Annotated in this window: 22 protein-coding genes and 2 pseudogenes; 19 read left to right on the top strand and 5 right to left on the bottom strand. The window is 69.7% G+C overall.

Annotated elements, in window-relative coordinates; translation table 11 throughout:
* Positions 1–21: 21 nt before the first annotated feature.
* Complete coding sequence (locus ABT078_RS27465) at positions 22–1,863, bottom strand: DUF262 domain-containing protein (protein ID WP_351232222.1); 1,842 nt, start codon at positions 1,861–1,863, stop codon at positions 22–24.
* A 75-nt stretch (positions 1,864–1,938) separates the two neighbouring features.
* A complete protein-coding gene (locus tag ABT078_RS27460; protein WP_351232220.1) occupies positions 1,939–2,370 on the bottom strand; it encodes a hypothetical protein in 432 nt (143 codons plus the stop codon).
* A 257-nt stretch (positions 2,371–2,627) separates the two neighbouring features.
* Between ABT078_RS27460 and ABT078_RS27455 the strand changes: the two genes are divergently transcribed.
* The 8 genes and pseudogenes from ABT078_RS27455 to ABT078_RS27420 all read left to right on the top strand — a co-directional run bounded on the left by ABT078_RS27455 (position 2,628) and on the right by ABT078_RS27420 (position 12,519).
* A complete protein-coding gene (locus ABT078_RS27455; protein WP_351232218.1) occupies positions 2,628–5,045 on the top strand; it encodes an AAA family ATPase in 2,418 nt (805 codons plus the stop codon).
* Positions 5,042–5,419 carry a hypothetical protein gene (locus tag ABT078_RS27450; protein WP_351232216.1) on the top strand — a complete coding sequence of 126 codons (378 nt, stop codon included), beginning with the start codon at positions 5,042–5,044 and terminating at the stop codon, positions 5,417–5,419. Before ABT078_RS27455 ends, ABT078_RS27450 begins: the two co-directional genes overlap by 4 nt.
* Positions 5,420–5,438: 19 nt before the next feature.
* Positions 5,439–6,191, top strand: coding sequence for a hypothetical protein (locus ABT078_RS27445; protein ID WP_351232214.1), 753 nt, complete (start codon positions 5,439–5,441; stop codon positions 6,189–6,191).
* Positions 6,191–6,691, top strand: coding sequence for a hypothetical protein (locus ABT078_RS27440; RefSeq protein ID WP_351232212.1), 501 nt, complete (start codon positions 6,191–6,193; stop codon positions 6,689–6,691). Before ABT078_RS27445 ends, ABT078_RS27440 begins: the two co-directional genes overlap by 1 nt.
* A 176-nt stretch (positions 6,692–6,867) precedes the next feature.
* Positions 6,868–7,098: a hypothetical protein gene (locus ABT078_RS27435; protein WP_351232210.1), complete on the top strand. Its 231-nt coding sequence runs from the start codon at positions 6,868–6,870 to the stop codon at positions 7,096–7,098.
* Positions 7,099–7,280: 182 nt separating this feature from the next.
* A complete protein-coding gene (locus ABT078_RS27430) occupies positions 7,281–9,107 on the top strand; it encodes a DUF4357 domain-containing protein (protein ID WP_351232207.1) in 1,827 nt (608 codons plus the stop codon).
* Entirely contained in the window at positions 9,104–10,306 is a 1,203-nt protein-coding gene (locus tag ABT078_RS27425) for an McrC family protein (protein ID WP_351232205.1), read from the top strand. The genes ABT078_RS27430 and ABT078_RS27425 overlap by 4 nt, the downstream gene beginning before the upstream one ends.
* A gap of 64 nt (positions 10,307–10,370) precedes the next feature.
* Positions 10,371–12,519 (top strand): annotated as a pseudogene (locus tag ABT078_RS27420) (UvrD-helicase domain-containing protein).
* A gap of 9 nt (positions 12,520–12,528) precedes the next feature.
* On the opposite strand, the gene ABT078_RS27415 reads toward ABT078_RS27420, so the two are convergent.
* The gene (locus tag ABT078_RS27415; protein ID WP_351232203.1) at positions 12,529–14,181 is read right to left on the bottom strand and encodes an N-6 DNA methylase; all 1,653 of its coding nucleotides are present in this window, start codon (positions 14,179–14,181) and stop codon (positions 12,529–12,531) included.
* A 302-nt stretch (positions 14,182–14,483) separates the two neighbouring features.
* On the opposite strand from ABT078_RS27415, the pseudogene ABT078_RS42865 reads away from it, so the two are divergent.
* Positions 14,484–14,588, top strand: a pseudogene (locus ABT078_RS42865) (IS5 family transposase); the annotation flags it as partial.
* Between the two features lie 171 nt (positions 14,589–14,759).
* Here the strand turns inward: ABT078_RS42865 and ABT078_RS27405 are convergent.
* Entirely contained in the window at positions 14,760–14,996 is a 237-nt protein-coding gene (locus ABT078_RS27405) for a winged helix-turn-helix domain-containing protein (RefSeq protein WP_351232201.1), read from the bottom strand.
* A gap of 149 nt (positions 14,997–15,145) precedes the next feature.
* Here ABT078_RS27405 and ABT078_RS27400 point away from each other — a divergent pair, with 149 nt between their 5' ends.
* Positions 15,146–15,316 (top strand): hypothetical protein, encoded by a 171-nt coding sequence (locus tag ABT078_RS27400; protein WP_351232199.1) that lies wholly within the window; start codon positions 15,146–15,148, stop codon positions 15,314–15,316.
* Positions 15,317–16,049: 733 nt separating this feature from the next.
* Here the strand turns inward: ABT078_RS27400 and ABT078_RS27395 are convergent.
* A complete protein-coding gene (locus ABT078_RS27395) occupies positions 16,050–18,185 on the bottom strand; it encodes an N-6 DNA methylase (RefSeq protein ID WP_351232197.1) in 2,136 nt (711 codons plus the stop codon).
* 245 nt (positions 18,186–18,430) lie between these two features.
* Here ABT078_RS27395 and ABT078_RS27390 point away from each other — a divergent pair, with 245 nt between their 5' ends.
* The 9 genes from ABT078_RS27390 (at position 18,431) to ABT078_RS27350 (ending at position 23,734) form a co-directional block, all read left to right on the top strand.
* Positions 18,431–18,979 (top strand): Rv1352/Rv1906c domain-containing protein, encoded by a 549-nt coding sequence (locus ABT078_RS27390; protein ID WP_351232195.1) that lies wholly within the window; start codon positions 18,431–18,433, stop codon positions 18,977–18,979.
* Between the two features lie 47 nt (positions 18,980–19,026).
* Positions 19,027–19,356 (top strand): hypothetical protein, encoded by a 330-nt coding sequence (locus ABT078_RS27385; RefSeq protein ID WP_351232193.1) that lies wholly within the window; start codon positions 19,027–19,029, stop codon positions 19,354–19,356.
* A gap of 114 nt (positions 19,357–19,470) precedes the next feature.
* Entirely contained in the window at positions 19,471–20,106 is a 636-nt protein-coding gene (locus tag ABT078_RS27380; RefSeq protein ID WP_351232191.1) for a ribonuclease H family protein, read from the top strand.
* Between the two features lie 64 nt (positions 20,107–20,170).
* Positions 20,171–20,758 (top strand): hypothetical protein, encoded by a 588-nt coding sequence (locus tag ABT078_RS27375; RefSeq protein ID WP_351232189.1) that lies wholly within the window; start codon positions 20,171–20,173, stop codon positions 20,756–20,758.
* Positions 20,759–20,844: 86 nt separating this feature from the next.
* The gene (locus ABT078_RS27370; RefSeq protein WP_351232186.1) at positions 20,845–21,279 is read left to right on the top strand and encodes a hypothetical protein; all 435 of its coding nucleotides are present in this window, start codon (positions 20,845–20,847) and stop codon (positions 21,277–21,279) included.
* A 133-nt stretch (positions 21,280–21,412) separates the two neighbouring features.
* Positions 21,413–21,721 carry a hypothetical protein gene (locus tag ABT078_RS27365; RefSeq protein WP_351232184.1) on the top strand — a complete coding sequence of 103 codons (309 nt, stop codon included), beginning with the start codon at positions 21,413–21,415 and terminating at the stop codon, positions 21,719–21,721.
* Between the two features lie 79 nt (positions 21,722–21,800).
* Positions 21,801–23,228 (top strand): hypothetical protein, encoded by a 1,428-nt coding sequence (locus tag ABT078_RS27360; protein ID WP_351232280.1) that lies wholly within the window; start codon positions 21,801–21,803, stop codon positions 23,226–23,228.
* The gene (locus ABT078_RS27355) at positions 23,117–23,437 is read left to right on the top strand and encodes a ribonuclease H family protein (protein ID WP_351232272.1); all 321 of its coding nucleotides are present in this window, start codon (positions 23,117–23,119) and stop codon (positions 23,435–23,437) included. Before ABT078_RS27360 ends, ABT078_RS27355 begins: the two co-directional genes overlap by 112 nt.
* A gap of 90 nt (positions 23,438–23,527) precedes the next feature.
* Complete coding sequence (locus tag ABT078_RS27350; protein WP_351232182.1) at positions 23,528–23,734, top strand: hypothetical protein; 207 nt, start codon at positions 23,528–23,530, stop codon at positions 23,732–23,734.
* The last annotated feature ends 44 nt before the right edge of the window (positions 23,735–23,778 follow it).

Genomic DNA, 23,778 nt, shown 5'->3' with positions numbered 1-23,778 from the left:
AGCCTGCTCTCTTCACTGGGCCTACAGACCTTCGTTCCCCGGATCGGGCTCGTCGTCTGGAACGGTTTGTGCGGCCGCCGGCGCGACGCCGGCCGGCTCCTGCTCTGTGCGGGTGTGCACTTCCAAAAGGGCCACGAGACGCCCTCGCATGCGCTCCCGGCGTACGTCGTAGAACTCCAGGAACCCCGTCACGTCCTCGGGCAGGCCGATGGCGTCGTACTCCCGCAGCCAGCTCTCGCGCTCGGCGTCCGACGGGAAGTGTTTCTGGAGCCAGGCGGCCGGAAGGGCAGCCTGCTTCGAATTGTTCTCGGCTCCTCTGAGGAGTTGCAGGTTGGCCGCTCTGTCCGCGCGGTCCTCGATCAGCTGGAGCGCGTCCTCGCTGACGCCCGCCGCGCGCAGCTTGACCCGTGACCTCAGGACACTCCGCGGGAAGATGTGGTCTTCCTGGAAGTGGTCCCGGGTGTCGACGCTGGGATACAGCATCGCGAGCATCGGGAACAGGCGCTTCGATCCGTATTTGAGGTCCAGGAGGTCGTCGAGCTCGGTCGGCTCGAAGCGGAGGGACTTGCCCTGCCGTGCCATCTCCCGTTCGATGGCCTCGGTCGGCCAGCCCTGTCCGCCCTCCTTCTCCAGGGTCGCGCGCAGGCCGGTGAGCAGCCTGTCGAGGCCGCTGCCCCACACGCCGGACTTCATGAGCGAGCGCTGGAGCCATCGGCGGATCGCGGCGCTATCGTCCCTGAAAGCGTCCGAAGTACGATAACCCTCCCCCAGGTTGCAGCGGTGGAGGTAGTAAGCCAGTGGAATCAGCACGCTGTTGGCTGTGAGAGTGACGCCCGAGAACCCGAAGTCGGCCAGCAGGGACACACCGAGGCGCAGAGCACCCTCGATGTCGGCCCAGCGCTTCTCCAGACTGGTCATCGTCTCGCGGTCGAAGTTGTCGACCTTGAAGCGGATGTCACCCTTGCCCAGAAGCACCAGCCCCGTCTTGAGGACGAGGTCCTTGCTGAAGGCGAAGCCCTGGCCGATACCGTTGAGTTCGTCGACGAGCCGGTGGATGGTCTCGCGGGCGTCCCGCTCGCCCCACTGTGCGGTGGCCACCGAAAGCAGCAGGTCGGAGTAGGAGAGGACCGCACCACCCGAGTTGACCCGGATGAAGATGTTGAGGACCTTGTCCAGCTCCTGCGCTTCCTCGAGGAAGAAGTTCACGGTCGGGGTGACGTGTACGACTTCGTGGAGTCGGGTCAGTACCTCTCCAGCGGTCATGTTGTCCGCGACACCGTGCTGCTGAAGCGCGCGGATGACATCCCCGACGCTGCGCGCTTCGCGCATGTCCTGAACGCGGTACCAGTGAGCCTCGCCGCTCTCGGTCCCGGCCGCGGCCTCCTCCGGCGTGAGGAACCGGAAGTCGTACTCGACTCCCAGGTCGTCGTCGTGGCCGCGGTGCAGGAGATCCAGGTGGAGGACCTTCTTCGGATAGGCGAGCGGGTTGTTGGCCCACAGGCGCGGGAGCTTCGCGGTGAACGACCCGCACAGGCCGATGTTCAGGGCCGTGAGCCGCTGCTGACCATCCAGGATCGCGGTGACGGACCGGCTGCCGAGCGGACCCGTCTGTGCGCAGTGTGCGTTGTCGCGCTCGTGGTAGTCGCGCATGAAGTCGTAGAAGGCGAAGCGGCCGGCGTTGCCCTCGTGGACCTGCCACATGAGGAACGAGCCGATGGGGTAGCCGCGCATCAGGCTGTCGAACAACCGAGTGATCTTGTCGCGCGACCAGACGAACTCTCGCTGGATGGCGGGCAACACGTACTCACGGCGATGGATGCGCTCCAGCGCGCTCGCGATCGTGATGGGCGTCTGGAATGACATGCGTCCCCCCACCGGACTCAGAATTCGCCCACACCGTATCGCCCATGGTCCGGGCCTCGCAGCGACCCGTGACAATCAGGCGGGCGCAGGCTCCCACCGGTACCCGTCGCGGACTTCGCCGTACGGTCGCAACAGCGGTTCCAGCTCCGTATGGACGAGTTCGGCATCACCCGGCGGCAGCGTCAGCGACGCTCGTCGCATACGGACGCTCCAGGTCGCCGGGCCGGGGAAGACCGACAGGCGCGGCACCAGATCGCGCAGGACCAGGCCCTCTCGCAACGGAGCCAGCCCGGACACCTTCAGGCGGCAGCCCTCGGTGAAGGACCAGCCGTTGAACACGACCGGCTCGTCTAGGACGCGCACAGGGCTCGCGATCGACGCCCGCCCGATGACCCGTCCGAGGTCACGCGTCGGATTCCGGAAGCAGCCGCGCGTGGTGTAGAGGAAGATCTCGTCGCCCTCCCCCAGTGCGCGCGCCTCCTTGGCTCGGCCCGCCGGGAACGCCATCCGCTGTCGGTGACCACCCAGCTCAGGGCGGCCCGATCTCCGATGATCAGCAGGTGCGTGGATGGCATGCGATCACCTTAACGGCCCTGCCCCTGTTCGATCGTCCGAGACGCCTCCTGCGTACACAAATTCGAATGCCTGGATCCGCAAAAGCGCGTTGACAGTGCTAACAAGCTGTCGCCATGCTGGAGATGCCAACAAGGCACATCATCAGCCCGCGTGGCCTCTCCTGCCGCGCCCAACAACGGGGAACGACCATGACCGATAAGCCCCCTGTCTCCCTGCGCACGCTCCTCCTCGACCGCCTGAACGACTCCGGACTCGCGCCTGAGGTGCGGGAGCTGCTGCGCGAACTGCTTCCCTACGACCAGGCCAGGAACTCCGGCGGACGTGCCGGGCCCGTGCAGTTGCGTTCCATCACCGCGTCCGGCTGGCGTGGCATCGGTCCGCGGACAACGCTCGAACTGCCTCCGGGCCCGGGGCTGGTCGTCGTCGCGGGTCCCAACGGCTCCGGCAAGTCCAGCTTCGCCGAGGCGGCCGAGACGGCGATCACGGGGCGCAACTCCCGCTGGGAGGGACGGCGGGCCGGTGACTGGCAGAAGGGCTGGCGCAACCTGCACAGTCCCGATGTCACGCCCGAGGTCGGTGTCGTACTGGCCGTCGGTGAGCGGGGTGAGGCCGTCCATGTGCGGCGGACCTGGCACGGAGCCAAGGTCGATGACGCGCGCACCGAGATCGAGGGCGGCGACGGCTCCGAGCGGAAGCTGGAGGAGATCCTCGACGCCGAGTCGCTGGACCTCGCCCGGCCCTTCCTGCCCTACAGCGAGCTGGGTTCGATGATCAACGGCACGCTCGGCAGCCTGCACGACGCCTTCTTCAAGCTCCTCGGGCTGGAACTTCTGGCCGAGTTCGACGGCCGGGTCAAGGACGCCGCGGGCGAGTGCGAGCAGGCGATCAAGCACGCGGACTCGCTCACGGCTCAGCTCCTCGACTTGCTGGGCACGCTCGACGACCCCAGGGCCCGCGAGGCGGCGCAGGCGCTGTCGGGACCTAAGCCCGATCTGGTCCGGGTACGGGCGCTGTTGGAGAGCCGTACACCCGCCGCCGAGGTCGAGCTGGCCCGGCTGCGGCAGCACGCGAGCCTGGCCGGGCCGGACCTGTCGGAGGTCGGCGGGGCCGTCGCCCGGCTGCGGGAGGCTGCCACGCGTGCCGAGGAGGCGCGGTACGGCAGTGCCGAGGAGGCCCGCCGTCTGGCCCGGCTGCTGGAGGCGGCCATCGAACACCTGCGGCGCTCCCGCAGCACGGACTGCCCGGTCTGCGGTGCCGAGGAGCGGCTGGACCGCGCATGGGCCGAGCAGGCGCGGGCAGAGGTGGAGCGGCTCCAGGCGGAGGCCGCGGGCGCCGAGGCCGCCAGGCAGGAGGTGGCGGTCGCGGTGCGGGCCGTCCACGGCCTCGTTCAGCCGGTTCCGGTGTGGCTGCGCGGTGAGACGTCGCCCCTCGCGACGGTGTGGCAGGACTGGACACAGTGCCGGGACGTCACGCACCCCAGGGAGTTGGCGGACCGTGTCGAGCGGGCTGCGGCCGCACTGGACGACGCCTGCCGGCAGGTGCGGGAGGAGGCCTCGCGGCGGCTCTCCGAATACGACGGGGCCTGGCAGCCTGCGGCCGTGCGGCTGACGGAGTGGCTCGGCGCGGCGGAGGCGGCCGAGGCCGCGCAGGAGCGGCGGAAGCACGCGCGCAAGGCGCGGACCTGGCTGCGGCCGATCATCGACGAGCTGCGCAACGAGCGGCTGCGCCCCTTCGCACAGCGTTCGCAGGAAGTGTGGCAGAAGCTGTGCGAACACAGCAGCGTCACGCTCGGATCCGTCACCCTCGCCGGTACCCCCGGCCGTGGCAAGGTTGAACTGGGCGTCTCCGTGGACGACATGGACGCACCCGCCTACAGCGTGATGAGCCAGGGCGAGCTGCACTCGCTCGCGCTCTCCCTGTTCCTGCCTCGGGCCACGCATACGGCCAGCCCGTTCGGCTTTCTCGTCATCGACGACCCCGTGCAGTCCATGGACCCCGAGAAGGTCGAAGGGCTGGCCCGCGTGCTCGATGCCTGCGCTCGGGACCGGCAGGTGATCGTCTTCACCCACGACACCAGGCTCCAGCAGGCCATCGCCCATCTCGGCATCAAGGCGACCGTCCTGCGCGTCACGCGTCAGACCGACTCGGTGGTGGGCGTCGAATCCGTCACCGACCCGGTGGAGCAGTCACTCAAGGAGGCCCGGGACATCTCCATGGACCCCCATCTCCCGCAGGACGTAGCCGATCACGTGCTGCCCGCCATGTGCCGGGTCGCGGTGGAAGCGGCCTGTCTGGAGACCGCGCGGCGCCGCCTCCGCGACGAGCAGGGGCTCGGTCTGCGGGCCGTCGAGGAGCGCGTCGCCTCCCTCGACCGGACCAAGACGTACGTGTCCCTCGCCCTCCTGGGCGACGAACAGAGGCACGCCCGTGAGGCGGTCGAGCGGATCTGCCCCGGCGGCTGGTCCCTGGTCGAAACCTTCAACTCCGGTGCGCACGCACCCCTTCCGACGGTGGAAGACCGGAAAAGGCTGGTGCGCCGGACCGAGACGCTGGCGGCGGCCATCCGGCGCAGCACCGGTACCGAGGGTGCCGGAGGCGGCCGATGAGCGCGTCGCCCGAGACCCTCGTGACCGCCGCCGACCGGCTCCTGCTGCCCGAGCCCGGCATCGTGCATACCCTCGCTCCGGGCCTGCGCGCACGAGCTGCCGCCGTGCTGCTCCGCATGGCGCTCGACCAGGCACTGGACGCGTACTGGCTGCGGGTCACCCCGTCGATGACGCGGATCGGCAAGCACCGGATGCTGTGCCTGGAGTGGTACGCGGGCCACGACACCGCCCGCCGGTGCCGCACCACCTGGTCGGCCCTCAGCGCGGCCTGCCACTACCGCACGTGCGAACTGCCGCCGGCACCCGCGGAGATCCACACGCGCCTGCTGGAGGTCACCGGCCTCCTGTCGGCGCTGAGCGCCACGAACGGCTGACCCGCCACACCCACTGCCCATGGACCACGAGGAACCCGCCTTGGACAACCACCGCTACCGCATGGTCGTCACCAGCGGACTGGACTATGTCAGCACCGGCGCGCAGGTCGACGGCCGACTGCGGCTGTGGCTCAAGGAGCCCCCGAAGGGCTATGACGTCGCCGCGTTCGCAGAGGGCCGCAACGAGATAGCCCGCGGTGTCACCCTCGACCACGACTCCGCGACCGGAACCTCGGGGGCGTACGGGCGGTGGCGGCTGCGTGAGACGCTGCCCGGCGGAACCTGGCCGACCACGCTGCTGATCCGCCAGGCCGGGAACGGGCCGACCAGGGTCCAGCTGGATGTCGAGCACCTGCCGGACGACCCCGAGGCCGTGCCCGTCCCGGCCAAGACGCCCCGGCTCGCGCGCGGTCTCCTCGACGTCCTCGACGCGCCCGACGGCTCGCCGACGTCACGGCCCAGCCGCAGGTGGTCGAGGCTGAGGACGTCGACGCTGTCATCGACGAGTTGTGCGACGAGGCACGCCGCCTGCGTCGTCGTGGCCAGCACACCGTACGGAGTCGACTTCGGTGCCTGGCTGGAGGGCACCGTCGACCCCCTGGTCCGGCTCGGCCGCTGGCCGGTCTCGCCATTCTCTACGTACTGTCTCCGGAGGCGGAAACCCGTTTCAACCGTGCGCTGGAATAGCACCGGGTGTACGGCGGCGGAGTGCGCACCTACCTTCCCGGGGTCGCCCCGGCCTGGCCCGCAGTCGGGCAGCGGCACCGGGTGATGTCCCGCCGGCTCATCACCGAGCGCCCCGCCCAGGCCTGCAGCATCGTCGCCCAGCTGCCGCAGCGGCTGGCCGCCCGCACTCCGCTGCCCGCCGAGCTCGACTCCGTCCCCGTCATGCGGACCCGCACGTTGCATGACTCGGCAGCACCCGAGCTGGAACGACTCCGTGTCGAGAACGAGGCCCTTCACGAGATCCTCGAGGAGGCGGGGCGTGAACAGCGCGTGCGGGCCGACGAGATCCGCGACCTCAAGTACGAGCTGCGCAAGGCGGAGGACAACGAGACACTGCTGATCGCCGAGTACGACGAGCAGTACCGGGAGCTGCACGCGTCCGAGCCCAGCTGCAGGCGCTGCGGAACCAGATGGTGGAACTGGGTGCCGGCGCGGCCGCGTACACCCCCTCCATCGTGCCGGACGACGAACCGAAGTCGTTCGAGGAACTTCTCCACCGCATCACCGACCTGCCCCGGCTGCACTTCACCGGCTCCCGCAAGGTGACCCTCGAACTGGACGCGCAGGCGTACGGCTCTTCCTGAGGGCGCATCCCCTGGGACGCCCTGCTGGCACTCAGGGACTTCGCGGAAGCGACGGCGACGGGGCAGAGCGGTCGGGACTTCAAACAGTGGTGTGCCGAAGCCCCGGGGGGAGTCCGCACGATCTCACCGCGGAAGATCGTGCGGGACGAGCCCAAGTCGGTGAAGAGCAACTCCGGCTGGCGTCGGCAGCGTACGTTCCCCGTACCCGAGCACCTCGATCCGGCCCGGAAGGTGTTCATGGGCGCTCACGTGCGCGTCGGCGGCGGGAACACGATCGCACCGCGGCTGCACTACTTCGACGCGGCCTGCGCCGAACACGGCATCTATGCGGGATACATCGGGCCGCATCTGACTAACACGTTGACGTGACCTGGCCGAGGACCCGCTGTGAACGGGGAGCGTCAGGGCGCGGCTCAAGCCGCGCACGAAAGAGGCGACACTCCCTGCCAGGGAACCATGCTGGCGAGGGCTGGAGCCGTTGTGGACGCGCGACGTCACCGGCGCGTCCTATCGTTCTCGGTAAACGCGCGGTGCACGAGTAGGGGAAGGCAATGAACATAGCCGACGGCGGCGGCACTCCCTATCCGGAGTTCCGACTGCGACTGCCCGGGGGCGGCCCCGAGGCCCGGGGGCGGCTGTTGACGGAGAAAGGGACGAACGGCAGCCAGAAGTTCGTCGTACTCGCCGGATCGCCTGCCCGACCGGAGGTGGTGCCCTCCTTCCCGATCCGCATGCCGTCGTCACATCGATTGCGCCAGCGGCTGATCGACGAGGGGATCATCACGGACTCGGCCACCTGGCCCGGCTGGCTGGAGACAGCGGAGGACGTCGAGTGCAACTCGCCGTCGGCCGCCGCCGAGATCCTCGTCGGCCGCAGCGCCAACGGATGGCTGGAGTGGAAGAGCGCCGAGGGCCACCCACTTTCGGATTATCTGGACCAGGTGTGGTGGGGCCCCAACCGGGCCTGGCTGGTACGGGGTTCCAACGTTTCCGGGCTGGACCTCGTCCGCCGCCTGTGGCTGCCCGAAGGCGTGGTGACCTTGCAGGCCCGGCACCTGCGGCAGGACATTGATCAAGGCGTCAGCAAGGACCGGCTGCGAGCGGCTGTCGAGGAGGACTACGCCTCGACGGCGACGTACAACCAAAAGGTGCAGTTGGTCGAGGAACTGCACATGTTCCTGTCCCGGATGAGGCCAGGCGACACCATGTGCACCATCTCCGGCGGTCGTCTCCACGTCGGCAAGATCACTGGTGAGGTGGAGCGGATCCCGTCAGAGGACGGGCGAGCCGATCTGCGGCGGCCTGTGGACTGGGCGGAACAGGGACACGCATACGAGGACCTGCCCGAAACACTCCAGCAGAAGCTGTCCGCACAGCACGATGTCGTCGACCTGACCATGGTGAAGGACCTGATCGACGGTCTGGGTATAAGCGACGAGGACCTGATCGAGGAGGCTGAGGCCACCGCCGGCGATCCGAGCGTGGAGATCCCGGCGCTGGCGGCCCGCCGCGAGCTGGAGCTGCCCGACCCGACGGACGATCTGGCCGAGGAACTCCTCGTGCACGACACGGCGTGGCTGCGCGAGGTGCGGGATCTGCTGTGGGACGAACGCCAACTGGTGCTGTACGGGCCACCCGGCACCGGCAAAACGTATCTCGCGCTGAAGCTCGCCGAGTTCCTCGGCGGCGGGCCCGAACAGGTCAAGCTCGTGCAGTTCCATCCGTCTTACGCCTACGAGGACTTCTTCGAAGGATTCCGGCCCCAGGAGGACCCGCAGACTCGGGAAGTCGCCTTCCGGCTCACTGCCGGACCGCTACGCGAACTCGCCGACCTCTCCTCCCGCGAGGGCAACCGGCACATCCCGCACTTCCTGATCATCGACGAGATCAACCGCGCCAACCTGGCGAAGGTGTTCGGCGAGCTGTACTTCCTCCTGGAGTACCGGAACAAGTCGGTTCGGCTCACCTACTCCGGCGACGATTTCGCGCTGCCGCCGAACCTGTTCGTGATCGGCACGATGAACACCGCGGACCGGTCCATCGCGCTCGTGGACGCGGCCATGCGGCGGCGGTTCGCGTTCGTGGAGCTGTCTTCGCGCACCGAGCCCACGAGCGGGCTGCTGCGCCGCTGGCTGGCCAAGGAGGGCAGGGCCGCCGAGCCCGCCGATCTCCTCGACGCGCTCAACGCCCGTATCGACGATACCGACTTCCGGATCGGGCCCTCGTACCTGATGAAGAAGGGTGTCTACCGGGACGGCGGCCTGGAGCGGACGTGGCGGACCAAGATCCTGCCGCTGCTGGAGGAGCACCATTACGGCGAGGGCGTGGACGTGGAGAAGCGGTACGGGCTGACCGTGCTGCGGGAGTCATTGGGGTGACGCAGGTCGTCGAGCTCGTCGAGCACGCGCCGGCGGTGAGCGTTGTCCTGCCCGACGCCGTCGGGCGTGCGCTGGCCGCCGGGGACGTCCTGGACGCGGCTCCGGACCCGTACACCCCGGGCCGTTGGTCGTTGCGGGCGGGCAGCAAGGTCGGCGCGGTGGCCGTCGCTGTACCCGGTGCGGACGAGCCGTTCACCGTGCGCGTCACCCCCAAGACGCCCATCGCACGACTCTTCTTCCTGCTCGGCTACAGCCTCGACCCGCAGGGCGGCTGGCGGGACGGCGAGGTCGAGGTGGCCGAGCACCACGATCTGTTGCCCGCGCTCGCCCACGCCGTGGAGCGTCAGGTGGACCGGGCCCTGCGGCAGGGCCTGCTGCAGGGGTACTGGGCGACGGAGGATACCGCGCTCGTCGTGCGTGGCCGGATCCGGGAGGCCGAACAGATACGGCGCCGGTTCGGTGCGGCACTGCCCGTGGAGGTGGCGTACGACGAGTTCACCGGCGACATCGCGGAGAACCGCATCCTGCGGGCGGCCGTCGAGCGCCTGTTGCGGCTGCCCGGTGTACCAAGCGAGGTGCGCCGCAGACTGCTGCACCAGCGTGCCCGGCTGATCGACGTCACCGCCGTGGTGCGCGGACAGCCGCTCCCCGGCTGGCGGCCGACGCGTCTCAACGCCCGCTACCACCATGCCCTCCACCTCGCCCGCGCCGTCCTGGAGGACGCGTCGGCGGAACATGCCCCGGGCGGGCTCCGGATCGACGGGTTCCTGTTCGACATGAACAAGCTCTTCGAGGACTTCGTGACGGTCGCCCTGCGCGAGGCTTTCCGCGGCTCGGTTCACACCTGCCGGTTCCAGGATCCGCACCACCTCGACGAGGCGTCAGCGATCCGTATGAAGCCGGACTTTGTGCTGTACGGCCCGGACCGTCGGCCGTGCGCCGTCGTGGACGCCAAGTACAAGGCGGAGAAGCGGGGCGGATATCCGGACGGCGACCTGTACCAGATGCTGGCGTACTGCACGGCCCTGGGGCTGGGCGAGGGGCACCTGGTGTATGCGAAGGGCAACGCTCCGCATGCCGCCCACCGGGTGCGGCACGCGGGCATCGTGATCCATCAGCATGCTCTGGACCTGGACCAGGAACCGTCCGGCCTGCTCGAGGACATCGCCGCGATCACCCTGCATATGACAGAAGCATGAATTCCGTACACCCCGCGCGTATGATCGACTGCCGAGTGCCCGTCCAGGGTGGCGAGTGCACGTCGTGCCTCAGCTCGCGTTCACCAACAGTTTCTGGGAGAGCTACGACGTCCTGGATAAGCCCGTCAGGGCAGGCGTGCGCAAGGCGATGCAGAAATTCCAGCAGCACAGCGTGCCTGGTCTGCAGGCGGACAAGGGACTTCACCTGGAGTCCGTGGAGAACGCGCGCGATCCGCGTATGCGGACCATCCGCATCAACGACTTCTGGCGCGGTGTCGTCCTCACTCCGGACGACGGCAGTGACGTGTTCCTGCTCGTCAACGTCGTCCCGCACGACGACGCGTACACCTGGGCTGCCAAGCGGCTGTACACGACAAACTCCGCCACGCGGGCACTGGAAGTCCGCAACGTGGTCGCAATCGAGCAGCTGACCCCTGCCCTGGAACAGGCCGCCGCCACGGCCGACTCGCTGCTGTTCGCCAAGTACTCAGACACCGTGCTGCGCGAACTCGGAATCGTCGACCAGGTGTTGCGGGCGGTGCGGACCATCGTCGACAAGGCCCAGCTGCAGGCCTTCGAGCCGCTGCTGCCGGAGGACCAGTGCGAGGTGCTGCAGTACCTCGCCGAGGAGTTCAGCCCGGAAGATGTGTACCGGGACGTGGTCACCGTGCGCCGTCCCGTCGACGCGTGCCCCGATCCGGACGAGAGTCTGGCCGTCGCCATCGCCAACACCAGAAGCCGCATCACCCTGGTCTCCGGCCCGGAGGCTCGCCGACATCCTGGAGAAGCCGTTCGCGGCCTGACGGGTCTTCCTCCACCCCTCACAGCGCCGGGTCGCCCAGGGTGTCGTACGGCGGCCCGGTCCAGGTGACCGGCGGTCCTGGTACGGGCAAGACGGTCGCCGCCCTGCACCGCATCAAGCACCTCCTCACTCGGTCGCCGGACGCCCGAGTCCTGCTCACCACGTACACCAACGCCCTGGCCGCCGCCCTGCGCGAGAATCTGTCCCTTCTTCTGGACGGTGACGCGGCACTGTTCGACCGTGTGGACGTGACCACGGTCAACGCCTATGCGCACGGCATTGTGACCCGCAATGAGGGCAAGGCTCCCTCCCCCGTGGGCGACCGCGAGGAGCGGCTGCTGTGGCAGCGGGTCGTCAAGAAGCTCGGGCTGCGGTGGACGGAGCAGTTCCTGGCGCAGGAGTACCGGCACGTCGTCCTCGCCCAGGATCTGCGCACCATCGACGCCTACCGTGCCGCCGCCCGGCGCGGCCGCGGCAGCGCGCTGTCACCGGCGCGGCGGAAGCAGCTGTGGCCCGCTGTCGAGCTGTTCGATTCCATGCTGCGCGACCAGAAGGCCACCACCCATCTCAGGGTGTGTGCCCGCGCGGCCGATCTCCTGGCTGCCTCGTCGCCGACGCACGACCACGTCGTGGTCGACGAGGCCCAGGACCTGCACCCTGCCCAGTGGCGTGTCCTGCGCGGAGCGGTGGCACCCAACAGCAACGATCTGTTCATCACGGGCGACCCGCGCCAGCGGATCTACGACTCGAAGGTCTCGCTCGGTTCCCTGGGCATCGCGTTGGCCGGACGCACGCATCGCCTGCGCATCAACTACCACAGTACGGAGGAGATCCTCGCCTGGTCGACGGGCATACTCAGCCCGGTCTCGGTGGACGACCTCGGCGGCGAGGGCACCGACACCCTGGCGGGCTACCGGTCGCTGCTGCACCGCCGCAGGCCGCACGTGGAGGGGTACGGCTCGGAGGAGGCCGAGGTGGCGGCGCTCGTCGAACGCGTCCTGGGCTGGATCGCCCAGGGCATCCGCCCGTCGGAGATCGATGTCTGCGCACGCTTCAACGTGCTGCTCGACAAGGCTTACGACAAGCTGGTCGCAGCGCATGTCCCGGTGGTCAGGGTCAAGGACAACCCCGGACCGGACGCGGACGGGGTTCGGCTCGCCACCATGCATGCCATGAAGGGACTGGAGTTCCGCTGCGTGGCCGTCCTCGGCGTGACGGCGAGTGTGGTGCCCTTCGCCCGCGAGGTACACCGGCCTCGGTGGACGCGCTCCAGCACGACTCGGATCTGCTGCGGGTGCGGTGTCTGCTGTTCGTGGCGTGCACGCGGGCGCGGGAGGCGCTGTCGGTGTCGTGGAGCGGTGCGGCAGGTTCGTTCGCACCGCAGGGAAACCGGCCCGGGGCCTGCCGCTGACTGGGCCTGTCACTCGCCGGGGGCCAGCGCCCCGTTGCCCAGACCGTTCCGCGCCAGTGCTGATGCCTGTGTGCTCAACTCGGCCACACGTCGAGCCAGTTCCTCGAACTCCTGAAGTGCGCGGAACGCGGCGCCGTATCGGCGCTGGTCTGCGATGTCCATCTGTGGAATGCGCGCGCCCTTGCCGTCCAACCGGAAGGTGCCGCTGGCACTCGTGGACCGCCGGGTGTTCGCCGAGCTGCGCAGGAACCCCTGGAGGAAGTCGGTGTCAAGCTGGTCGCTGACAGAGACGGGTTCCGGATCGCCGTACTCGACCAGTCCGGCGCGGGCGAGGTCGGCGACGCTGACGGATGGCCCCTCCAGCGCGCTGGCGCTCGCGCCCAGGGTCAGTGCGGGTAGCAACTCGGCGAGCAGCCGGGCCTGTTTGGTGAGCTCCCGACGCAAAGCCTGGTATTCCGCCACGTAGTCGCGGTGGGATTCGGCCACGTGACGGCCCGGGGTGAGGTCCACGGCATCGTCGAGCAATTCGATCAGGGAGACGTCCGCCACTTGGTCGGCTCGCGGCTGCAGGGAACCGTCCGGGGCGTTCGCGGTCAGGTCGACCATGCGCACGCTGGTTCCCGCGTCGCCGAGAGACTGTGGCCGGCGCAGATGCCAGAGGTGCACGGGCAACGCGTGCGACGCCGCGACGCCTGGCGGAAGTGCCGTGATCTGGGTCAGGACACCTCGCCGTACGAGCTCGGCACGGATGCGACGGCCTGCCTTGCGATAGGCGACCGAGGCGGGCATGACCATGAGGACCCGGCCGCCGGGCGAGGTGTGGGCATAAGCGTGCTGCAGCCACGCGAGTTCTCCTTCGGCCCGCGACGGTGTGCCGAATTCCCAGCGGGAGTCGAGGAGCAGTTCTTCGCGCCCCCAGTCCGCGTCACCGATGGGTGGGTCGCAGACGACGAGGTCGGCCCTGAGATCTGCCCACTGGTCGTTTCGGAGGGAGTCACCAGTGGCAACGACAACATCAATGCCCCTGGTGAATTCGGCGCGCAGTTGCGCGAAGCGGGCGCTGCGGGCATCCCCCTCCTGCCCATATAGCTTCAACCCTTGCTCAAGGGCGACGGTCAGGAGGAGGGTGCCGATGCCGCAGGCCGGGTCAAAGAGCGTCGCGTCTGCTTCCACCTCGCTGGCGAAGTGGCGTACGGCCCGGACGATGCGTGGCGAAGTCACCTGGTCCGACCCTGCCCGGCGCACGGAGTCGGTGAAGCGCTCGGCGAGAGCGTCGATAATGTCAGCCGCAGAGCTGCTTGCGACCAGGACCCGCGCCAGCCGAACGGCGTCCGTCGGAAGGTCGGCGGAGGCTTCCGTTCCGGAGATGGTCTCAGCCACATCAACAAGCCCCTCGATCATCTCGTCGCCGTATGCCCCGCGCAGCACTTGCCACAATTGCACTTCGGCCGAGACGTCCTGCCCCTTGCGCTGCCGCTCCAACCACGCCTGCACCTGGGCCAAGTCGAACAGCGGACTGTTCACACTGCCGCCCACAGGCGGGGGAAAATCGTCGTACCGCCTCCGCCAATTGGAGACCGCAGCCCGCGTGACTCCGGCCAACCGGGCGATCTCGGATCCGGTGACCAGCGGATTAGTCGGGGTCGCAGGAGTGTCTACCATATGAGCCACCGTACACAGGGGCGCAGCCTCCTTCAACGACTGGGTTCGTTGACGGCGTACACAAATGGTGAACCCCATCTCCGCCCAGTCAGCCGTGGACCGGAACGGGTCCTGGGGGCACGGACCACGGTCTACGCCGACGAGTGCCAGCGCCTGACCGAAACCCATCCGACGCTGCCGGAAATCACCAAGGCACTCGGTGGATGCCAGGTACTCGACCTGGAGGGCAATCACCGCAACACGCGGCGGATCGCGGGGCTGGTCTCGCGCACCGGTTCGGGAATGCGGGCGATCGGCCGGGCCGGGAGCCGAGGTATCCGTCGGACATGACGGACGCCGAGTGGGCGGCGGTGCGGGAGGTGCTGCCGATGCCGGGGCGGCTGGAGGGGAGGGGCGGGCAGCCGGAGGACGGCTAAGGACCTCCGTGCCATCGAGCACCGGTTGAACAACCGACCCCGCAAGACCCTGGGTTGGCAAACCCCCGCCCAAGCCTTCGCCGTCGCTCTGGCACCATGGGCCTGCAGCGTTGCGACGATCACGCGAATCCGCCCTCCTCAGGCGGTGGGGCCTTTTTGCATTTACACGCCATCCTGGTCGTCAGCCGGCTCGGTGACGAATGATCCCTTCGACGGGAGCGTCTCAATGAGCCCCCGCTCCCGAAGGTCTTGAAGCGCGCGCCGGATGGTCCGATCGGCGACGCCATACTCCTCCGCCATCCGCACGATGCCCGGCAGCGCCCCGCCCGGCGGGATGCGCCGGGACGCGATGTCATCAGCGATCGCCCGCGCAATGCGCTGCCACTCGTACTCAGCCATACGGCGATCGTCACGCGGTGCACCGTTGGCCGCATCGGCAGCCCATGGTGCACCATGGAGGCCCATGGTCTACCGTGGTATATCGAAAAGGAACCCCGGCGGATGCGCGAACACCCCCGGGGCGTGGCCACGACCCGAGGAGTCGCGACATGGCGGAGCCTACCTACCACTACTGCAACTGGTGTCAGCGCACCTCACCCCATGCCGTCGCGGTGCGCATCGTGCACGCGAACAGCGGCCCCGGCATGACGTTGTATGCATGTCCGTCGTGCCGGACGATCTTCCGGCTCCGTCCGCTGAGCGAGCAGGCCGACGCGTAGCCGCAATCACCCGATGACGCCCTCGGCCACACAGTCGGGGGCGTTCTCGCGTTCCGCGACCCTGTTGACGGCCGTTCTCGTACGTTTACGCGCTACTCGACGGCGACGCTGTTGGCGGCGTTCGACCGGGTCGCGGGCAACCGGGGAGCCCGGACGCCCGGCGTGGATGGCCTGATGGCCATGGGTATCGAGTAGTTGATGGGTGTTCCCGGGTTCCTGAGCGATCTGCGGACCGCCCTCAAGGACGGGTCGTGCCGTGCTCCGCCGGTGCACACCGCGTGGTAACGGCCGGACGGGAGAATGCGCCGACGGTCCCCTGGTGCAGCACTGCCTCCCGTACTGCTCGGGCGAGGTCCGCTGCGGCCTCTTGGCCTCGGCCCGAGTCGGGGTCAGAACGGTGCCGACGCTGCCCTTTGTCTCCCCAGTGCAGGCGTTGACCCGCTGGCCGCCCATCGCTTGATACGAGAGGCACCGTATGGTGCCACCGTGGCGGCCAGGGTCGGCTCCTCGGCGTCGCCGAAGGCACCGTCCCGTTCGCCCGTGAGATCACCCCGCGCGAGGCCGATCCGCTGCAGCACGACACGGACCTCTTCGGGAACTCTGCCCCCTCTTCGACGCCTGCACCCGCACCCGCGAAGCGCTCAGCGTGAGCTGCAGCGGCACGCCGAGCGAATTCCTGCCGCCCACCGCCTGAGTGGATCTCGCGGGTGAGCGGCATGGCGGGCGGCCGGGCTCAGGCGGAATCGGTGTCCGGGGGGAGCAGTGCGCCGCTGGTGAGGCCGGCAGTCAGCAGTCCGGCGCTTTCCGCCGCGAGGTCCGCGGCCTGCTGTGCGGCGGTGCGTAGTTCGTGCAGGCGCCTGAACGCCTGGCCGTAGCTGCGTTGTTCGGCGAGCGGCAGCAGTGGGACGCGCAGTCGTCCGGAGTCGAGGTGGATGGATGTGCTGCCGGTGGAGGCGCTGCTGACGTTGTCCTCGGCGGAGAGGAAGCCGGCCAGGAACCACGGATCCAGGCGTTCCCGGTCCGGCCGGAAGAGGTGGACGTTGAGGCCGAGCAGGCAGCCGGCGTCCTGCTCGTCGGCCACGCGGGCCCGGGTGCCGTGGGCGCTGACGATGCGCGGCACCAGGATGTCACCCGCCTCGATGGGCACGGTGTGGGCAAGGCGCTGCTCGTCGTGGCTGCCAGAGGCGCGGGCGCCGGTTGCAACATCGGACGCGGTAAGGACAGGGCGGCCCACGTACTCCTTCGGCAGAACTGCATCGTCCGCCCCTCGTACGGCAGGTGCTGCCCGCAGTACCGAGAGGGCGGCGCCTCGTGCGAGGTCGGCGACGGTTGCCGTACGCCACTCCCGCGACGTGTCCGTCGGCTGCCAGATGCCCAGAGCAGAGGCATCGGCGAATGCCGCGACGCCGCGGCCCAAGCGCTCGGTCAGCTCTTCCGCCCGCTTGGCGACCTGGGCGGGGTCGGCGGCGGGCGGGGTGACCCGGACGTGGCGGGCCGGGGTGAGGTCGACGAGATCGTCCAGGAGGTCGATAACCGGCACCGCGCGTGCGATGCCGGGATGGTCGGCGAACCCCGACGGGTCCGCATCGAACGCCTGCCAGCATTCGAGCGCGCTGGCGGTCAGGGCCTCCCAGTCCAGCGCCGCCTGTCCTGCTCGTGTTCGGGTCGAGGCGCGGTCGGGCGTCGTCTGGTCACCCGAGAGGTCGACGAAGAGCACGGTCTGGCGGTCGCCGCCATCCGGTTGGGGGCGTTGCAGGAGCCAGAGTTGCAGTCCGATATGGAAGGGTGTGGCCGCTCCCGGCGGCAGCGCGATCACGCCGCGCAGTGCGCCGCCGCGCAGCAGTTCCGCGCGTACCCGGCGTCCGGAGGAACGTGCGGCGGTGGCCGGCGGCAGCAGCATGACCGCCAGGCCACCCGGCGCCAGGTGGGACAGAGCGTGTTGGGCCCAGGCGAGTTCGGACTCGGCGCGCGGCGGTACGCCGTAGACCCAGCGTGGGTCGTAGGCGAGCTCATCGTGGCCCCAGTCGCGGTCCCCGTACGGCGGGTTGCACAGCACCGCGTCGGCGGTGGGTTCCGGGAAGGCGTCGGCGCGCAGGCTGTCCCCGGCCCGGACGGAAATTTCCGCATCGGGTGCGGCCAGGCGCAGTCGTACCGCGCTGCGCTGGGCCTGCACCGGGAGGGAGTCCTGGGCGAACAGTTCGGTGGCCCCACGACGGGCCGCGGCAGCCAGCAACGTGCCGCTGCCGCATGCCGGGTCGAGGACCCGGGCCGGGTACGGGCCGGAGGCGGGCGCGAGCAGGCGGGCCATGAGGTCGGCGAGCGGCTCGGGCGTCTGGTAGGCACCGCTGGCGGCGCTCTCTTCCAGCTCGCGTTCGGCCAGGACATCGAGCGCTGCCCGTCCGCCCTCTTCTTGTACGCACTGAAGGAGCGCACGCAGCAACGAGGCGTCGGCGGGGGTGTAGGTGACCGACTCGGCGTCGGGAACGCTCTCGGCGAGGTCGGCGACGGCGTCGTGCGACCGGGCCGCCAGGTCCGGGTCGGACAGCTTGCTCAGCGCAGTGAGTTGGGCCGCGTCGCGTTGAGCCGCGGCGAGCACCAGGGGAAGTAGTCGGGTCGCGGCGCTGCCGCCACCCGTGTACAGACGCAGCGCGGCACGGAGTTCCTCCGACGGTGAGGCGGCGGTGCCGTGACCGCGCGCGTCGAGCCAGGCGCGGACCGCTTCGAGGTCGTACAGCGGGCTGGTGTCTGTGCCGCCGGCGGGGGCCGGGAAATCCGCGTGCCGGCGGCGCCAGTTGCTGACCGTGGCGCGTGTGACCCCGGCGAGCCGGGAGATCTCGGCTGCGGTCACCTGCGCGGATGGCTTAGGCATGGCATTCCTGACCTGGTGGGCGTGCTGACCGCCAACACCTTACACGCCACCCAAAATTGTTGGCGCGATTGACAGTGCTTTCACTATTCTGCTTATCTGTTCACGCTTCCAACTGGGAGCGCTGCCCACACAGCGCTCCTACAGGACCTGCGCTCCCGCATGCACGGATGAACTCACTGCGGCCGCCGCACGCCCCAGGTGGGCTCGAAGCCCCACCTCCCTCTCGATCACATGGAGTGCCAGCCATGACCAGCCCCGAACCGCAGAACACCACCAGCTGGGCGACGTGGCCCGGCGTACCGCCGCAGCCCCCGGCCCAGCCGAAGCCCTCCCGCCGCAAGGCCTGGCTCACCCACGGCGCCATCGGATTCGTCGCCCTGATCCTCGGCGCCGGGATGGGCGGCGGAGACGCCGAGGCCGGAGACAGCGAGGCTGCAGCCCCCGCCCCTACAGCGACGGTGACCGCAACTGCCAGCGCCGAGGCCGCCGCCCCGGCTCCGACGGTGACCGTGACGGCGACGGTGACTGCGAAGCCGCCGAAGCCGAAGGGCCCCGCCACCACCGTCGCCGGGGACGGCGAGTACCTGGTCGGCACGGACATGGCCGCCGGCACGTACCGCACCGCCGGGCCGGACGGCGCGTTCGGCTGCTACTGGGAGCGGGCCCAGGACTCCAGCGGCGAGTTCGACTCGATCATCAGTAACGAGAACCTCCAGGGCAGCGGCCGGGTGACCGTCCGAAAGGGCGAGGTCTTCAAGACCACCCGCTGCCAGAAGTGGGTCAAGGTCGGCTGACCGGCACAGCGGACACACCACACCCGAGTGACAGGGAGACGCACAGCTTGGCCAAGTCCGAGGAGCCCGAGCTCACCGTCTACTACCGATACCTGGCCTCGCTGCTGGAACGCAGCGACGACGACAACTTCCGCGCCCTACTGAAGGAAGCGCGCCGCGTCTCGAAGGGCGAATACGAGACCAGCCTGTACGACCACCAGCAGGCCTTCCGTCTCCTCTGGCACCACCTGGACCACCGCGGCTACCTGCACCGTGCCCATCGCGACGCCCGCACCCGACTCGCCTCCGGACGCGCCGCCCCGGACGAGGCCGCCGACCTGGAGCTGTTCCTGACCATCTACGCGGGAGTCCGCGCCAACCCCGCGCCCACCACCTGAACCACGCCGAGCGCCACCCGCGCCACCGCCGCCCCTCCCGGCGGCGAGCAGCCCACGCCGCCCGCCGCCCCCACCGCCACCGCCACCGCCACCGCCACGAAGAGGAGGACCGTCGTGGGCCGCCGCTCACCGCTCGCACACGCACCCCGGCCGCAGACCCGCAAGCGCCATGGCATCTGCATCGACGACCAGGTCAAGGCCATATCCGGGCCGATCGTCCTGGCCACCGACGCATCCGTGGCCGCGGACCGCATCGCCTCGGGTTACCTCGCCACCACCGGGCACGCCGGCCTGCGGGCGCACCTCTACCCGCGGCACCTCGCCCGCCCCGGCGTCCGGGTCCTGGTCACCGAACTGCGCGCGGTCTACTGGGGCTTGAAGCGCATCCTCGCCGCCCACCCCGGCCACCCGGTCGAGATCCGCGTCGACAACATCGAGGCCCTGTCCCACCTGCACGCCTGGCAGCGCGGCAGCAGCGGGATGCCCGAGGGCTACGACACCCACCTCCGCTCCCAGGGCCGCACCCCCACCCTCGTACAGCTCCAGATGATCGCCGAGTACACCCCGGGCCTGACGTTCGTCCACGAGAAGGCGCACGTCGGCCACCCCCTCAACGAGGCCGCCGACTCCCTCGCCAAGCTGGGCCTGCGCTGTGTACGCGGTCAGGTCGCCCCGACCGAACTCCCCCGCCTCGTACCCCTGTGGGCCTCCGGCGCCCTCGCCGACCACCGGCGCCGCGCCGCCGTCTGACCACCCGCACCTCCCGCACCACCGCACGACACCCACTGCAGTCCCCGCGAGAGGAACCACCGCCATGTCAGACGCCGCCTCCGAGGCCACCGGCCAGGCTCCCGCGCCCCCCGTGGACGCGCCTGCCGTATCCGAGGTCGCCGTCCCCGACCCGCCCACCACACCGCCGCTTCCGGCACCGGCACCGCCGCAGACGCGCCCGTCGCTCGCCACACGAATCGGCGGCATGCGCCCCGCCACCGCACTGGCCGTCGGCGCAGTGGCCGGCGCCGCCCTGGTCGCCCTCGCCTGGGTCGGCACCACCATCGACTTCGCCGATGATCCGGACACCTTCACCACCACCGGCGGCATCTTCCTCATGGACCCCGAGGGCTTCACCGACGACGGCGGCTCCTGCACCGGCGACGACGGCTACGACGACCTCGACGTCGGCACCGAGGTCACCATCTCCGACGCCTCCGGAACGGTGGTCGCCGCCGACAGCCTGACCACCGGCGAAGTCGTGGGTACCTCCTGCCTGTTCAAGTTCACCGTCCACGGCATCCCGGCCGGCTCCAAGCTCTACCGCGTCGAGGTCTCCCACCGTGGCGACCTCACCAAGACGGAGGCCGAGCTCCGCAAGGGCGACATCGCCTTCACCCTCGGCGGCTGACTCCAACCGTCGGCACGCGTTGCGGTCCCCCGCAACCGTGCCCCCGCCGCGTCCCGCATCGCCCGCCCTCCGCAAAGGAACGCTCAGTGACCAGAGAGAAGATCATCGCCATCGCGGCCTGCGGACTGGCCGCCGCCTCCGGCACCGTGACCGTGGTCGACCACGTGCGCACGCACTCCGCGTTGGAGGCCGCCCGCCGTCAGACGGCCACTGCCACGCACCGAGCCGAGGAGGCCGAGGCCCGCCCGCCCAAGGTCGTCTCCAAGACGGTCACCAAGACCGTGGAGAAGCCGGTCTTCGGCCGCTCCACCCTTCTCGGCGTCTACTCGGCAGGCGTCATCGCAGGCGGCGTCTACACCGACGACGGCACCATGACCTTCACCTCCAACGACACCACATGCTCGCAGCAGTACTCCCAGATCTCCGAGCAACCCAACGGCGGCACCGTCCACCGCGACGACTTCATGAAGGCCTGCCTCACCAACGTCCACGACACCGCCAAGGCCGACCCCGCGCCCTGACCCCGACACCGACACCGACCCGCGGGTGGAACAACACGGCCTCCGTTTGCGAGGACGGACAAGACAACCCACAAGCAGCTCCGCTGTGAGCCTGACCGAGGAACCGTCACTTCACACAACAAGGGGGACAACCATGCGCGTACGACGATCCGCGCGCCTGACCGGCGGCGGACCCATCTGGGACGAGCGCGTCCCGCGTACTTGGGAGGCATCCGCGCTGCGGCCGGGATCGATCCCACGGGCCGACCTGCTGATGGCCCTGGACGACACCCTGCGCGACATCGCCGCCGCCCGCGACCGCGGCGACCTCCGCAGCGCACGACGCAACCACATGCGCGCCTCCCGCTACGCGCGGCGCCTGCCGGCCTCGATGACCCGCCGACAGCGCCTGGTCCTCACCGGCCTGGCCCGCGAGCTGTGGCCGCCCGCCGCACCGCGGTGATCACACTGCCTTCGTCATCGCCCGGCTGAGCATCCACCCCACAAAGCGCTTCACCATCCGCCCTCGATCGGAGTTCTCCGTGACATTGCCTGCGCGCCCCGAACTGGTCAGCCGCCTCGCCGAGGACTTCGCCGCGCTCCAGGATGCCGCCCTCGCCCGGATGAACGGCACCGGCAGTCCAGAGACCGAAGCCGCACTGGGACACCCCGCGCTCGCCGAACCGGTGGCGATCGCTCTCGCCCACGCCGAGGTTCTTGTTCGTGGAGCTGTCCGGCGCGCTGAGCTCTCCGGCCTGCCGACGCAGCGGCTGCCGTCGTTGCGCACGTACGTCCGCCGGGTCCGGCGTGCCCGATCCCAGGCTGAAGCCGTCTGCAAAGAGCAGCATGCCCGTCGGATGGCGCAGCGGCGCGCGCCGGTGACTGCTCCGCTGGACCTGCGGGTTGCGCGGGCCGCGCATCCGCAGGCGTACCTCCGCGCCCTGGAAGAGGAGCTCGCCCACCGGGGCCTGCCCTATGACGCTCTCAGTGTCCCGAACCACGACCGGGCCCGGTGGGCACGGGAGCGCCGACTGATGCACCCCGAAATACCTTCTCCGATCCGCGAACTGCTGGACTGCGAAGACGACTCCTTCATCCAGGCCCTGTTGCACGACGCCCGGGAGGCGGAGAACCCGCACCTTGCACATGACGCGGTCGTCGAAAGGTGGAGTCGGCACGCCCGTACCGCGCTGGCCTGGGGCCGTTACGCGATCGCCCAGGCCGAGCGGGCCGCGCTCGCCCGTCCCCTCACCGCCCGCAGCGCCCAGCTCGACGCGCTCGACGATGCCTATCACGACACCGCGATCCTCACCGCCCGTGCGGTCGAGGCCAAGCACCGGACCGCCGATCTCCACGACCGCATTCGGGATCTCACGGCCACTGGGGTGTTCGCCGACCTCATCACCCAGTGCCACGAAGGGGCTCTCGCGCGCTTCGCCACCGTGCACCTGGACCTGTGGGACCGGGCGCGGCAGCTGTCCGCCGAGCACCAGGCCGGCTGCCCGGAACGGGCCGCGGAGTGCCCGCGATGCCACCTCGCTCTCGCCGAGGCCGTTGCCATGGAAGTCCCTGCCGCGGATGGGCTGGACGAGGATGACGTCACGAGGGAGATCGCCGAGCCCGACACCGCCTCGGACCGATACGCGATCCTCGACGACCTCCTCCCGCATGCGGTCGTAGCCGTCGCCGACGCCGCGGTCGGCGACGAGTCCACCGTGTGCGGCTATGGCTGGGTCTCCGAAAACGGCATCACGGGCCGTGGCGACTCCATGGCCTCCAGCAGCGGCGAGGCGGAGGTCGTCGGCATCTGCAACGCCGCACTCGCCCTCCTCGACGCAGCCGGGACTGCCCCGTCGTCATCCTGTGTGACAGCTCCGAAGCCGTCGCCATCATCAACCGGGCCCTTGAAAGCGCCAACCCGGCGGTGGCCCACCGCGCCGTTGTGTTCCCCGAGGGCAGGCAGCTCCTAGCCGACCTGATGCCGCACCGCGACCGCGTAGAGGTCCGCTGGCTCAAGGGCCACATCGGCCACGACCTCAACGAGACCGCGGACGCACTTGCCACTCTGGCCCTGCGCCGCGCCACCGGCCGCATCCCCGCTGCTGTCGCCCGCAAGGAGCACGGGCAGATCCTGCGCGCTCTTCGATTCGGCCAGGGCGAGCCGCACACTGCCGCATGATCCCCAAGCCCCTGACGGGCTGGCACTATCAGGGTGCCGCCCGGTTCTCAATCGCCAGCCGAAGCCAGCGTCACGCGACGGGACCGCCTGATGCCTGGCCAGAACCAGCGCAAGCCCGCCACCCGTAAGTCAATTCTCCACCGGCTCAAGGTCCCCGACGGGCGCCAGGTCGAACTGCGCGAACTCGTCCGCCGCCAATATCTGGAGCGCCCCGGATACCCGGCCCGTCCCTTCTCCCGAGAAGAGTTCGAAGGGCTGCTGATCATCGGAGGCATCCCCCGTGACAGGGCCGATTGATGCACGGCGGTCGAGGAGATCACCGGTCTCGAGGTCAACGAGCG

Source organism: Streptomyces sp. NPDC002133, assembly GCF_040296405.1.
Lineage (GTDB): Bacteria > Actinomycetota > Actinomycetes > Streptomycetales > Streptomycetaceae > Streptomyces.
Note: the sequence above shows the minus strand (reverse complement) of the source record. Positions and strands in the feature narration are given on the sequence as shown.